The sequence below is a fragment of the Pseudomonas sp. NMI760_13 genome (assembly GCF_021283245.1).
Classification (GTDB): domain Bacteria; phylum Pseudomonadota; class Gammaproteobacteria; order Pseudomonadales; family Pseudomonadaceae; genus Aquipseudomonas; species Aquipseudomonas peradeniyensis.
This window is the reverse complement of sequence record NZ_JAJSRC010000005.1, coordinates 19,249-30,860: the sequence shown is the minus strand read 5'-3', so window position 1 is coordinate 30,860 and position 11,612 is coordinate 19,249. Positions and strand designations below refer to the sequence as shown.

Sequence of the window (11,612 nt, the reverse complement as noted above, 5' to 3'; positions counted from 1 at the left end):
CATGCGCCGCCTCGACCTGGAATTCCAGCCCCGTCACAGCAGCCCCCTGGCCTGGTCGCTGCTGGCCCTGGGCGGCGCCGTGCTGGCGGTGCTGGTGCTGGCCCAGCAGCAACTGGTGAGCGAGCAGGTGGACCTTGAAGGCCGCGTGCACCAGCTCGAACTCAAGCTCGGCCGGCGCCCGGCCACCGCTGCCGTGCAGAGCAGCGCGGTGATCCGCGAGCAGGCCGAGCGCCTGGCACAGATGCGCAGCGTCTCGCAGCAGCTGCAGCGTCCCTGGCAGCAACTGTTCGCCATGCTCGAGGCGATGCCACAGGAAGACGTGGCGTTGCTCAGCCTCACCCCAGACGCACGCAAGGGCCAGGTCCGCATCAGCGCCGAGGCGCGCAACCTCGAGGCGATGCTGCAGTACCACCAGCGCCTGGAGCGCAGCGCCGAGCTGTCCGACGTGTCGCTGCTCAACCACGAAGTGCTGGCCGGGCAGGCCGAGCATCCGGTGCGTTTCAACCTCACCGCCACCTGGGAGACCGGCCATGCGCGTCCCTAGCCTGATTGTCCACGAAGCGCTGCGGCGCCTGGGCCGGGCAGGGCTGGCGGCGCTGCTGGTTGGCGCCCTGGCGCTGGCCATCGCCCTGGCCGGGGTGCTGCCGCACTGGCAGGCGGTGCGCGAGCTGCGCGCCAGCGAGGCCGATGCCAGCGCCCAGGTGCAGCGCCTGGCGCGCGGCGAGCTGAAGGTCCAGGCCCGGCCCGAGCAGCAGGCCCTGGACGAACTGCGCCAGCAGTTGCCCGGCCAGCCCCAGGCCAGCGAGCTGATCGAGCGCCTGTACCACCTGGCCAGCGCCGAGCGCATCAGCCTGTCCCGCGGCGAGTACGCCCTGGGGGTGGACCCCAAGACCCAGCTGGCGCGCTACCAGATTGTCCTGCCGGTGCGTGGCAGCTACCCGCAGATCCGCGGCTTCCTCAAGGCACTGCTCGGCCAGTTGCCGACCCTGGTGCTGGAAGACCTGGAGCTGCAGCGCAAGCGGATCGGTGACCGGGAACTGACCGGTCGTGTGCGCATGACCCTTTACCTGTCGAGGTCGTGATGAACACTCAGCGTGCGGTGATGTGGGCCGGGTTCCTCGGGGTGAGCGCCGCGCTGGCGTGGGCGCCGGGGCACTGGTTCGGCCTGGAGGACGAGGCGGCCGGCCCGATCGCGGGGCAAGCCCGCTCCCACGCAGCCCCCACCAACGTGGGAGCGGGCTTGCCCCGCGATGAGGCCACTAGCCCTTCACGCGACCTGTTCCCCAGCCAGCAATGGACCCCACCCCAGGCCCTGGCCACTGTCACCGAACAACCCGTGGTCACCGCCCCGGTGGCCGCCGCGCCCACCGCGCCGACACTGCCGTTTCGCTTCATCGGCCGCATGGGCGAACGCGACGACCTGCAGATCTTCCTGCAGAGCGGCGACAAGCTCTACGTCGTGCGCCAGGGCGACGTGATCGATGACACCTACCGTCTGGACCACGTCTCGGCCACCGAGCTGAGCCTGGTCTACCTGCCACTGCACCAGCCACAGACCCTGTCTGTCGGGAGCGCCCCATGAAATCGTCGAAGTTGTGCAAGCCTGCACCGTTCATGCTCCTGGCCCTGTGCGTGGCCATCGGCGGATGTGGCTCGAGCGCCGCGCGCAAGGACAGCCAGGAGCTGATCAAGGAAGGCCAGTACGAGGCCGGGATCGCCCGCCTGGAAGAGGCCCTGCGCGAGGACCCGCGTGACACCGAACTGAACATCGCCCTGGCCCACGGCCGCCAGGCCGCGGTCGAGGCGCTGCTGACCCAGGCCGACAGCGACCGTGTGCGCCACGACTTCGCCGGCGCGCGCATGGGCTACGGCCGGGTGCTGACCATAGAGGCCAACAACCGCCGTGCCCAGGAAGGCATCCGCCAGCTGGAGCTGATCCGCACCCTCGACGATCGCGTCGCCCTCGGCCAGGCGGCGTTGCGCCAGGGCGACCTGTTCGGCGCCGAGCGCTACATGCGCGAGGTGCTGCGCCTGGATCCGCAGAACCAGAAAGGCCAGATGCTGCGCAGCGACATCGAGAACGTCCAGGCGCGCACCGCCACGCCGTACCCGCAGCTGCGCAGCAAGCTGGAGCGCCCGGTGACCCTGGAGTTTCGCGATGCTGACCTGAAGACCATCTTCGAGGTGCTGGCCCAGGTCGCCGGGATCAACTTCATCTTCGACAAGGACCTGCGCCCGGACATGAAGGCCACCATCTTCGTGCGCGAGGTACGCATCGAGGACGCCGTGGCCCTGCTGCTGGAGCAGAACCAGATGCGCCAGAAGATCGTCAACGACAACACCCTGCTGATCTACCCGGACTCGCCGCAGAAGACCAAGGACTACCAGGAACTGGTCATGCGTACCTTCTACCTGACCAGCATCGACGCCAACACCGCGCTGAACATGGTCAAGACCATGCTCAAGACCCGCGACGTGTTCGTCGACGAGCGCCTCAACACCCTGACCATGCGTGACACCCCCGACGCCGTGCGCATGGCCGAGAAACTGCTGCAGTCCCAGGACCAGTCCAACCCCGAGGTGGTGCTGGAAGTGGAGGTGATGGAGGTGGCCACCTCGCGCATCCTCGACCTCGGCCTGCAATGGCCCAACACCTTCGGCGTGCTGACCAGCGACGGCAAGTCGGTGAGCGTGCTCGACCAGCTGCGCGGCATCGACTCCAGCCGCATCAGCATCTCGCCGGCGCCGCAGGCCAAGATCAACGCCCAGGACAAGGACATCAACACCCTGGCAAGCCCCGTGATCCGGGTCAGCAACCGCGAGCAGGCGCGCATCCACATCGGCCAGCGGGTGCCGATCATCAGCGCGACCTCGGTGCCCTCGACCCAGGGCCCGGTGATCACCGAGAGCGTCACCTACCTGGACGTCGGCCTCAAGCTCGAAGTGCAGCCCACCGTGCACCTGAACAACGAGGTGGCGATCAAGGTGGCGCTGGAAGTGAGCAACGCCACGCCCCTGGAGGCGACCCGCCAGGGCACCATCCCGGTCCAGGTCGACACCCGCAACGCCCAGACCAGCCTGCGCCTGCACGATGGCGAGACCCAGGTGCTGGCCGGGCTGGTGCGCAACGACCACAACGCCAGCGGCAACAAGATCCCGGGGCTGGGTGACATTCCCGGCCTGGGCCGGCTGTTCGGCAGCAACAAGGACGACATGAGCAAGTCCGAACTGGTGCTGGCGATCACCCCGCGCATCGTGCGCAACCTGCCGTACCAGAGCCCGTCGGACATGGAGTTCGCCACCGGCACCGAGTCGGCCCTGCAGGTGCGCCAGCTGGCCCAGCCGGTGCCGGCCAGCGCGGTGCCCACCGAGGTGCCGGGCAGCGAGTCGCAGGAGGCGCCGCTGGTGGAAGGGCAGATGGCGGTGGTGCCCGCCAGCCCGAGGCCACGGCCATGACACGCCGCCAGCAGGGCTTCAGCCTGATCGAGGTGGTGCTGACCCTGGCGCTGCTCGGGCTGCTCGCCAGCATGGCCGCGCCACTGACCGAGACCGTGGTGCGCCGGGGCAAGGAGCAGCAACTGCGCGAGGCCCTGTACCAGATCCGCGACGCCATCGATGCCTACAAGCGCGCCTTCGACGCCGGCTACATCGAGAAGCGCCTGAACGGCAGCGGCTATCCACCGAACCTGCAGGTGCTGGTGGACGGCGTGCGCGATGTGCGCAGCGCCAAGGGCGCGAAGTTCTACTTCCTGCGGCGCATCCCCCACGATCCGCTGCGCGCCGCCAAGGCCGACGACCAGGGCGGCTGGGGCCTGCGCGCCTACGACAGCGCGGCCGACAACCCGCGCGAGGGCGAGGACGTGTTCGACGTCTATTCCACGGCCGCCGGCAAGGGCCTCAACAACGTTCCCTACGGGCAATGGTGACGGCGATGAAACCGAGCAAGGGCTTTACCCTCATCGAACTGCTGGTGGTGATGGCGATCATCGCCACCCTGATGACCATCGCCATGCCGCGCTACTTCAACAGCCTGGAGGCCTCCCGCGAGGCCACCCTGCGCCAGAGCCTGGCGGTGCTGCGCGAGGCCCTGGACCACTACTACGGCGACACCGGGCACTACCCCGATTCCCTCGACCAGCTGGTGGAGCAGCGCTACCTGCGCAACACCCCGGTCGACCCGATCACCGAGCGCCGCGATGCCTGGCAGCTGGTGCCGCCGCCCGAGGGCGTGGCTGGCGGGGTGGCCGACATCAAGAGTGGAGCCAGCGGGAGGGCGCGTGATGGCAGCCTCTATGCCGAATGGTGAAACCGGCTTCACCTACCTGGGCGTGCTGCTGCTGATCGCCGTCAGCAGCGTGGCCCTGGCGGCCACCGGCACCCTGTGGGCCACCAGCGTGCAGCGTGAGCGCGAGCGCCAGCTGCTGTGGGTGGGTGGTCAGTATGCCCAGGCCCTGCGCAGCTACTACCGCGCCTCGCCGGGCCTGGCCCAGTACCCGCAGGAGCTGGGCGAGCTGGTGGAGGACAACCGTTTCCCGGCGCCGCAGCGCCACCTGCGCAGGCTCTACCCGGACCCGGTCGGCGGCGGCGAGGAGTGGGGCCTGCTGCGCGCGGTCGATGGCCGTATCACCGGGGTGTACAGCCGCTCCGAGACCGCGCCGCTCAAGCGCAGTGGCTTCGACGCCCAGTGGAGCGCTTTCGAAGGGCTGGAACACTACAGCGACTGGCAGTTCGTCGCCGAGCAGGCCTTTGCCGAGAGTGCCGGCGGCGCCCGTCAACACGCAGGCCCGGGAGAGGCGCCATGAAACGCCTGGCCACGTTGCTGTGCCTGTGCCTGGCCCTGCTGCAGGGTCAGGCCCGGGCGGGTGCCGAGGACGAGATGATGGGTTTTATCGTCGACAACACCATCTCGCACATCGGCCACGACTTCTATCACGCCTTCAGCGACCGGCTGCGCGCCACCAGCCGGCTCGACTTCAACCTGGTGGTGCGCGAACGCCCGGATGCCCGCTGGGGCAGCCTGGTGACGGTGGAATACGAGCGCGAGGTGCTGTACCGGCGTTTCCTGCCGCCCAACACCACGCAACTCAACGACGAGGCCATCGCGGCCGCCGACCTGGTCAGGCAACAGATCATCCAGCGCAAGCTGCAACGACTGCTGCAGGACACAACCGATCTGGAGAGGGACGAGCTATGAGCACCCATCTTGCACGACGCATCGCCGCCTGCCTGCTGGCTGCCGGCCTCGGTGGCCAGGCCCTGGCCACCGAGTTGGTGTACACCCCGGTCAACCCGTCCTTCGGCGGCAACCCGATCAATGGCACCTGGCTGCTGAACAACGCCCAGGCGCAGAACGACTACGACGATCCCGACCTCAAGGACCGCAGCTCGGCATTCGCCGGCACCTCGGCCCTGGAGCGCTTCAGCAACCAGCTCGAGTCGCGCCTGCTCGGGCAGCTGCTGGACAACATCAGCAACGGCAACACCGGCAGCATGTCCACCGACGCCTTCCTGATCGACGTCATCGACGACTCGGGGGCGCTGAGCATCAAGGTCACCGACCGGGCCACCGGGGAAGTCTCGATCATCGAGGTCAGCGGCCTGAACCCCTGAGAGGGACGGGTCTTTACTGGGGAGAGAACGCCATGAAACGCCTGCTGAGCACACTGCTGGTCCTCGCCGCCCTGGGTAGCCTGCCAGGCTGCGGCCTGCGCGAGCCGATGCCCGCCGAACAGGACCCCGAGACCCCGACGCTGACGCCGCGGGCCTCGACCTACTACGACCTGGTCAACATGCCCCGGCCCCGCGGCCGGCTGATGGCGGTGGTGTACGGTTTCCGCGACCAGACCGGGCAATACAAGCCGACCCCGGCCAGCTCGTTTTCCACCAGCGTCACCCAGGGGGCGGCGAGCATGCTGATGGACGCGCTCAACGCCAGCGGCTGGTTCGTGGTGCTGGAGCGCGAGGGCCTGCAGAACCTGCTGACCGAGCGCAAGATCATCCGCGCCTCGCAGAAGAAGCCCGACGTCGCGGAAAACATCCAGGGCGAGCTGCCGCCGCTGCAGGCGGCCAACCTGATGCTTGAGGGCGGCATCATCGCCTACGACACCAATGTGCGCAGCGGCGGTGAGGGCGCCCGCTACCTGGGCATCGGCCTGTCCCGCGAGTACCGGGTCGACCAGGTCACGGTCAACCTGCGGGCGGTGGACGTGCGCACCGGCCAGGTGCTGGCCAACGTGATGACCAGCAAGACCATCTACTCGGTCGGGCAGAACGCCGGGGTGTTCAAGTTCATCGAGTTCAAGAAGTTGCTCGAGGCCGAGGTGGGCTACACCACCAACGAACCGGCGCAGCTGTGCGTGCTGTCGGCCATCGAAGCCGCGGTGGGCCACCTGCTGGCCCAGGGCATCGAGCGGCGGTTGTGGCAGGTGGCGGGGGATGGGGCGGGGGACAAGGCGGTGCTGGACAAGTACCTGAGTCAGTATCAGCAGCCGTAAGTCGAGGTTACGCGCTTGCCTGTAGGAGCGGCCTTGCGCCGCGAAAGGGCCGCACAGCGGCCCCGGGATTTGCGCGCTAATGCAAAGATCGGCGGGGCTGCTTTGCAGCCCTTTCGCGGCACAAGGCCGCTCCTACAGGGGAAGTGCATTGCGGGGGGATCCTGGGTCCGGCCTCTTATCGTAGCGTTGCCGAGCTTGAACTATCGCCGGCATGTTCGACTCCGCCCAATGCGCCAGTTGTTCCACCGTGCCGCCCAGTGTCGCGCCCAGTTCGGTCAGGGCGTATTCGACGGTGGGCGGCACGGTCGGGTGTACCTGGCGTTCCACCAGACCATCGCGCTCGAGCCTCTTCAGGGTCTGCGACAGCACCTTCTGCGAGACCCCGGCGATATCCCGGCGCAGTTGGTTGAAGCGCACCCGCTCACCAGCGCTGAGGCGGTCGATGAGCAGCAGCACCCATTTGTCGGCCAGGCGATCGAGCACCAGGCGTGCCGGGCAGTTCGGGGCGAAGACGTCGTAGGCCGGGCATTCGCGGTAGTGGGCCATGGGTTACTCCAAGGTAATCAGGTGAGTGAAAAGTGCCTTCTTGAGCGCTTGGTCGGGGCTGGTTAGGCTGTTGTCCATGGTTCGCGGCCGCGCCATGCCCCCTTGTAAACGCACTGAAGGAAATCAGGATGAACACCGAAACCAAGGCTTCGGCGCTGCGTGCCGCCCGCTGGATCTCCACGCTGCTGCTGACTGCGGCGGCCAATCTGGGCAACGCCAGCGAACTGGTGACGCCGGTCACGCTGGTGGTCGACCAGAGCCTGCCCGAGGCCCAGGCGCAGCAGCAGATCCTCGCCGCCCGCCGCTACGACACCTTCTGGAACACTGGCGACGAGGCCATGGCCCGCGCCGCGCTGGCCGCCGACTTTCGCGACAACACCCTGCCGCCGGGGCGGGTGCAGGGCGTCGAAGGGCCGCTGAAGGCTTCCCGGGCATTCCGCGCGGCGGTGCCGGACCTGCGCTGCGAGGTGCTGCAGATGATCGTCGCGGGCGACCGGGTCACCGCTGCGCTGCGCTTCACCGGCCATTTCACCGGCACGCTGGGCGAGCACCAGGGTCAGGGCCAGGCCATCGACTTCATCGCCATGGACATCTATCGCATCGCCGATGGCCGCATCGCCGAGGACTGGCATCTGGAGGACAACCTGGCGTTCATGCGTCAGGCGGGGTTGGTGGGGCTGTAGGAGCGGCCTTGTGCCGCGAAAGGGCCGCGAAGCGGCCCCGGCAATATCTGCCTTGAGGCTGAGATCCCGGGGCTGCTGCGCAGCCCTTTCGCGGCACAAGGCCGCTCCTACAGGTTGGGTCTGGTCTGCGATCAGCTGAACACCCGCGGCGGATTGATCGGCGCATCGCCCTGGGCCAGGGTCCAGCGGGCGATGTCGTCCTTGCGCATGAACGCCACCCCGGCATGGCTGCGGGCATAGGCGAAGAACTGGTCCAGCGCCCGTACCACGGTGGGCGTGCCGCCGATGCGGTCATGGGCCGACAGTGACATCAGCCGGCGGCGCTGGCGGCCTTCGGCGTACAGCACGTCGAACTCGTCCTTGAGCTCCTGCAGCAAGGCCGCGCCAGTCATCGCCGTGGACCCGGCGATGCGGCCGATGTCGTTGTTGCGCAGGGTGTAGGGCACCACGGCGAACGGCTTGCCGCGCACCGGGGTGATCGACGGCTCGTCACGGGCCAGGTCGTCGATGTGGTAGAGGAAACCCAGGTCCTGGAGGATATTCAGGGTCTCGCGGGAGTGGCGCATCCAGAACGCGTTGAAACCCAGCGGACGTTGCCCGGTGACGCGTTCGATTATGCCGCTGGCCTGCTGGTACTGGCGGCGCTCCTCGGCGGGCGTCAGGCTGTACTGGGGCGCCCAGTGCAGGCCGTGACCGGCGGCTTCGTGACCACGCCGGACCACCTCGGCCGCCAGCTCCGGGTAAGCTTCCACGGCCTTGCCGACCATGTGCGAAGTAACCTTGATGCCGTGCCGGTCGAACAGCGCGAGCAGGCGCGGCACGCCTTCCAGCGGGCCGTAGCGGTACCAGCTGGGGGCGATGGTGTCGGGGTAGCGTGGGTCCAGGGGCGGGAAGGGGCTTTCGGCATGCTCCGGCTGCCCACCCGATTCGAACTGCAACGACACCGATATCACCAGTTGCGCGCCGTTGGGCCAGAACGCCTTGCCATCGCCGCTACCTGGCGTCGTCCCGTTGGTGCTGCCTGGCTCGCTCGCCAGTGCCGCGCCCGCCGCCACGGCGATGCCGCCGGCAAGGGTGCCTTTCATGAAGTCTCTTCTGCTGGTCATCGGTTCGCTCCTGAGTGCGTGGGTTTCGATGCCGGGCAGTGTAATTAGCGAGGAAATCGCTAATAATCAGCCGAAAGACAAAATCATATTTCGGAAAAGTCGAAAGCCATGCTGGATCAACTGGCGTTGTTCCTCACCATCATCGAAAAGGGCAGCCTGTCGGCGGCGGGCCGTGAGCGCGGGTTGTCACCGGCCACGGTGTCCGAGCGCCTGTCGGCGCTGGAGGCGCATTACGGGGTGACGCTGCTGACCCGCAGCACCCGCTCGCTCAGCCTGACCGACGCCGGTCGGCTGCTGGCCGACGGCGCCCGGCGCTTGCTGGCCGAGGCCGACGAGCTGCAGAGCCAGCTGCGCCACGGCCAGCAGAAGATCTCCGGGCTGGTGCGCCTGAGCGCCCCGGTGGACCTCGGCCAGCACTGCATCGCGCCGCTGCTCGACCGCTTCCTTGCCGAACACCCCGAAGTGTCGATCGACCTGGACCTGACCGATGGCTACGTCGACCTTGTCGGGCAGGGCATCGACTTCGCCGTCCGCTACGGCACATTGGCCGACAGCTCCCTGCGCGCCCGGCCCCTGGGTGACAACCGCCGGGTGGTGTGCGCCGCGCCCGATTACCTGGGCCGGCACGGCACACCACTGCACCCGGACGACCTGGCGCGGCACGACTGCATCGTCATGCGCTTCGGCATCCACACCGAGCGAGTCTGGCCGTTTCGCCTGGGCTCGGCGGCCTATCCGGTCAGCGTGCGCGGCCGGCGGGTCGCCAACAACGGCGAGCAGGTGCGGCGCTGGGCCCTGGCCGGGCATGGCCTGTGCCTGAAGTCGCTGCGCGATGTACGCGATGACCTGGACAGTGGCAGGCTGGTGGAGGTGCTGGGAGACTTCAGCGCCGGGCAGGTGGCGCTGCAGATCGTCTATCCGCCGACCCGGGTGCAGCCGAGGCGGGTGCGGGCGCTGATGGAGGCGATCGTGGCGGAGCTTGGGGCGGGGTATTTGTAGGAGCGGCCTCGTGCCGCGAAAGGGCCGCAGAGCGGCCCCCGGATGTCAGCGTTGACGCAAAGATCGCCGGGGCCGCTACGCGGCCCTTTCGCGGCACAAGGCCGCTCCTACAGTAGATGGACAGTGTCCTGGCTGAACTATAGTGATGAGCGGCCAGTGCGTGACGACAAGGGACTTTGATGGCAGCAGCCAGGAAACACACTGATGACAGCGTCTTCGCGGTGACCGGCGAGGGCCGCGCCGTGTCGTTGTTCCGCCTGGTGCTGGGTTTCATGGCGGTGGTGATGCTGGCGTTCGTGCTGATCGAGGGCTGGCGGATCTGGCGCGAGTACCGGCAGGCGTTCAGCGACGCCGAGAACGCGGTCACCAACCTGGCCAGGGCCACCGCCCAGCACGCCGAGGACGCCATCCGCCAGGTGGACGCGATCACCGCCGTCCTGGCCGAGCGCCTGGAAGGCGATGGCTTCGCCCATGTCGATCGACCGCGCCTGCACGCCCTGCTCAAGCAGCAGGTGAAAATCATGCCGCAGTTGCACGGCCTGTTCGTCTACGGCGCCGATGGCAGCTGGATCGTCACCGACAAGGACGCCGTGCCGCCGGGTGCCAACAACGCCGACCGCGACTATTTCATCTACCACCAGACCCACGCCGGTCACCAGGTGCGTATCGGCTCGGTGGTGCGCAGCCGTTCCACGGGCGACCTGATCATCCCCATCTCGCGGCGCCTGGACCTGCCCAATGGGCGCTTCGCCGGGGTGCTGCTGGGCACCATCAAGGTCGACTGGTTCGTGCGTTACTACGGTGATTTCAAGATCGATGAACGTGGCGCCCTGGTGCTTGCCAAACGCGACGGTACCATCCTCGTGCGCCGGCCGTTCGTCGAGCAGGTCATTGGCCGCAGCCTGGCGGGCAGCGAGATCTTCCGTCTTTACCTGCCCTACGCCAGCGAAGGCGTGACCGAAGCGGTGGCGGTGGTTGATGGCACCACCCGGTTGTATGCGTTCCGTGCGCTGTCCAGCTACCCGCTGGTGGTACAGGCGGGCTTGTCCCGCGAGTCGATCGTCGGGCCCTGGCGGCATGACATGATCAAGTCACTGGCCGTGCTGGTCCTGCTGCTGGTCGGCCTGGCCGGCTTCGGCTGGATCGTCCTGCGCCAGTTGCGCGAGCGCATCGCCATCGAGCGCGCACTGCACCAGGCCCACCAGACCCTAAAGGCGCTGGCCCTGAGCGACAGCCTGACCGGTTTGGGCAACCGCCGACGCCTGGACGCGGTGTTCGAGCCGGAGATCCGCCGGGCGCGGCGCCAGGGTCGGCCGCTGGCCCTGGTGATGCTCGACCTGGACTACTTCAAGGCCTACAACGACCGCTACGGCCACCCGGCGGGCGACCAGTGCCTGCGGCGTTTCGCCGAGCTGTTGCGCCAGGCCCTGAAGCGCCCCGGGGACCTGGCGGTGCGTTATGGCGGCGAGGAGTTCACCCTGTTGTTGCCCGATACCGATGGCCAGGGCGCCAGCCAGATCGTCCAGGAGATCCTGCAGCTGTTGCGCCGGCTGGCCATCGAGCATGCCGGCAGCCCGCTGGGACACGTCTCGGCCAGTGCCGGTATTGCGGTGGGCGCGCCGACGCTGGAGACGGTGACCCCGGAGAACCTGATGGCGGCTGCGGATGCGGCGCTTTATGAAGCCAAGCGCCAGGGGCGGGATCGCTACTGTCTTGCGGCCAGCGCGGAGCAGCATCCGGCGCATTGAGGCCGCAGGAATCGCCCAGGCATCACCAGCGTTGTG

The 11,612-nt window shown here is 68.1% G+C and carries 15 protein-coding genes; 13 read left to right on the top strand and 2 right to left on the bottom strand.

What is annotated here, in order from left to right; translation table 11 throughout:
* The first annotated feature begins 1 nt into the window (after position 1).
* The 10 genes from LU671_RS06965 to LU671_RS06920 are packed head-to-tail and all read left to right on the top strand — an operon-like array spanning position 2 to position 6,494.
* Complete coding sequence (locus LU671_RS06965; protein WP_110739465.1) at positions 2-544, top strand: PilN domain-containing protein; 543 nt, start codon at positions 2-4, stop codon at positions 542-544.
* On the top strand, positions 531-1,082 hold the full coding sequence (pilO, locus tag LU671_RS06960; protein WP_232855122.1) for a type 4a pilus biogenesis protein PilO: 552 nt from the start codon (positions 531-533) through the stop codon (positions 1,080-1,082). The genes LU671_RS06965 and pilO overlap by 14 nt, the downstream gene beginning before the upstream one ends.
* On the top strand, positions 1,082-1,582 hold the full coding sequence (locus LU671_RS06955) for a hypothetical protein (RefSeq protein ID WP_232855121.1): 501 nt from the start codon (positions 1,082-1,084) through the stop codon (positions 1,580-1,582). Before pilO ends, LU671_RS06955 begins: the two co-directional genes overlap by 1 nt.
* Positions 1,579-3,456, top strand: a complete 1,878-nt coding sequence (locus tag LU671_RS06950) for a secretin N-terminal domain-containing protein (RefSeq protein ID WP_232855120.1) — start codon at positions 1,579-1,581, stop codon at positions 3,454-3,456. Before LU671_RS06955 ends, LU671_RS06950 begins: the two co-directional genes overlap by 4 nt.
* Positions 3,453-3,926, top strand: a complete 474-nt coding sequence (locus LU671_RS06945) for a type II secretion system protein (RefSeq protein ID WP_232855119.1) — start codon at positions 3,453-3,455, stop codon at positions 3,924-3,926. The genes LU671_RS06950 and LU671_RS06945 overlap by 4 nt, the downstream gene beginning before the upstream one ends.
* Before the next feature lie 5 nt (positions 3,927-3,931).
* Positions 3,932-4,306, top strand: coding sequence for a type II secretion system protein (locus tag LU671_RS06940; protein ID WP_096050074.1), 375 nt, complete (start codon positions 3,932-3,934; stop codon positions 4,304-4,306).
* Entirely contained in the window at positions 4,281-4,802 is a 522-nt protein-coding gene (locus LU671_RS06935) for a type II secretion system protein (protein WP_232855118.1), read from the top strand. The genes LU671_RS06940 and LU671_RS06935 overlap by 26 nt, the downstream gene beginning before the upstream one ends.
* Complete coding sequence (gene csgE / locus LU671_RS06930) at positions 4,799-5,194, top strand: curli production assembly/transport protein CsgE (protein ID WP_203646718.1); 396 nt, start codon at positions 4,799-4,801, stop codon at positions 5,192-5,194. Before LU671_RS06935 ends, csgE begins: the two co-directional genes overlap by 4 nt.
* Positions 5,191-5,610, top strand: a complete 420-nt coding sequence (locus tag LU671_RS06925; RefSeq protein ID WP_050705917.1) for a curli assembly protein CsgF — start codon at positions 5,191-5,193, stop codon at positions 5,608-5,610. The genes csgE and LU671_RS06925 overlap by 4 nt, the downstream gene beginning before the upstream one ends.
* 32 nt (positions 5,611-5,642) lie before the next feature.
* On the top strand, positions 5,643-6,494 hold the full coding sequence (locus LU671_RS06920; protein WP_186735546.1) for a CsgG/HfaB family protein: 852 nt from the start codon (positions 5,643-5,645) through the stop codon (positions 6,492-6,494).
* A gap of 132 nt (positions 6,495-6,626) precedes the next feature.
* On the opposite strand, the gene LU671_RS06915 is transcribed toward LU671_RS06920, so the two are convergent.
* A complete protein-coding gene (locus tag LU671_RS06915) occupies positions 6,627-7,040 on the bottom strand; it encodes a winged helix-turn-helix transcriptional regulator (protein ID WP_232855117.1) in 414 nt (137 codons plus the stop codon).
* 128 nt (positions 7,041-7,168) lie between these two features.
* Here LU671_RS06915 and LU671_RS06910 point away from each other — a divergent pair, with 128 nt between their 5' ends.
* On the top strand, positions 7,169-7,723 hold the full coding sequence (locus LU671_RS06910) for an ester cyclase (protein WP_232855116.1): 555 nt from the start codon (positions 7,169-7,171) through the stop codon (positions 7,721-7,723).
* Between the two features lie 131 nt (positions 7,724-7,854).
* On the opposite strand, the gene LU671_RS06905 is transcribed toward LU671_RS06910, so the two are convergent.
* Complete coding sequence (locus tag LU671_RS06905; protein WP_232855115.1) at positions 7,855-8,829, bottom strand: polysaccharide deacetylase family protein; 975 nt, start codon at positions 8,827-8,829, stop codon at positions 7,855-7,857.
* A 108-nt stretch (positions 8,830-8,937) separates the two neighbouring features.
* On the opposite strand from LU671_RS06905, the gene LU671_RS06900 reads away from it, so the two are divergent.
* Together LU671_RS06900 and LU671_RS06895 are read left to right on the top strand one after the other, a co-directional pair.
* Positions 8,938-9,828 (top strand): LysR family transcriptional regulator, encoded by an 891-nt coding sequence (locus LU671_RS06900; RefSeq protein WP_203646712.1) that lies wholly within the window; start codon positions 8,938-8,940, stop codon positions 9,826-9,828.
* 179 nt (positions 9,829-10,007) lie between these two features.
* Entirely contained in the window at positions 10,008-11,576 is a 1,569-nt protein-coding gene (locus tag LU671_RS06895) for a sensor domain-containing diguanylate cyclase (protein WP_232855114.1), read from the top strand.
* Positions 11,577-11,612: the final 36 nt, after the last annotated feature.

What these genes read in the sequence shown, in the direction of transcription:
- LU671_RS06965 (WP_110739465.1), top strand. Translation starts at nt 2, where the DNA reads ATGCGCCGCCTCGACCTGGAATTCCAGCCCCGTCACAGCAGCCCCCTG.
- pilO (WP_232855122.1), top strand. Translation starts at nt 531, where the DNA reads ATGCGCGTCCCTAGCCTGATTGTCCACGAAGCGCTGCGGCGCCTGGGC.
- LU671_RS06955 (WP_232855121.1), top strand. Translation starts at nt 1,082, where the DNA reads ATGAACACTCAGCGTGCGGTGATGTGGGCCGGGTTCCTCGGGGTGAGC.
- LU671_RS06950 (WP_232855120.1), top strand. Translation starts at nt 1,579, where the DNA reads ATGAAATCGTCGAAGTTGTGCAAGCCTGCACCGTTCATGCTCCTGGCC.
- LU671_RS06945 (WP_232855119.1), top strand. Translation starts at nt 3,453, where the DNA reads ATGACACGCCGCCAGCAGGGCTTCAGCCTGATCGAGGTGGTGCTGACC.
- LU671_RS06940 (WP_096050074.1), top strand. Translation starts at nt 3,932, where the DNA reads ATGAAACCGAGCAAGGGCTTTACCCTCATCGAACTGCTGGTGGTGATG.
- LU671_RS06935 (WP_232855118.1), top strand. Translation starts at nt 4,281, where the DNA reads ATGGCAGCCTCTATGCCGAATGGTGAAACCGGCTTCACCTACCTGGGC.
- csgE (WP_203646718.1), top strand. Translation starts at nt 4,799, where the DNA reads ATGAAACGCCTGGCCACGTTGCTGTGCCTGTGCCTGGCCCTGCTGCAG.
- LU671_RS06925 (WP_050705917.1), top strand. Translation starts at nt 5,191, where the DNA reads ATGAGCACCCATCTTGCACGACGCATCGCCGCCTGCCTGCTGGCTGCC.
- LU671_RS06920 (WP_186735546.1), top strand. Translation starts at nt 5,643, where the DNA reads ATGAAACGCCTGCTGAGCACACTGCTGGTCCTCGCCGCCCTGGGTAGC.
- LU671_RS06915 (WP_232855117.1), bottom strand. Translation starts at nt 7,040, where the DNA reads ATGGCCCACTACCGCGAATGCCCGGCCTACGACGTCTTCGCCCCGAAC.
- LU671_RS06910 (WP_232855116.1), top strand. Translation starts at nt 7,169, where the DNA reads ATGAACACCGAAACCAAGGCTTCGGCGCTGCGTGCCGCCCGCTGGATC.
- LU671_RS06905 (WP_232855115.1), bottom strand. Translation starts at nt 8,829, where the DNA reads ATGACCAGCAGAAGAGACTTCATGAAAGGCACCCTTGCCGGCGGCATC.
- LU671_RS06900 (WP_203646712.1), top strand. Translation starts at nt 8,938, where the DNA reads ATGCTGGATCAACTGGCGTTGTTCCTCACCATCATCGAAAAGGGCAGC.
- LU671_RS06895 (WP_232855114.1), top strand. Translation starts at nt 10,008, where the DNA reads ATGGCAGCAGCCAGGAAACACACTGATGACAGCGTCTTCGCGGTGACC.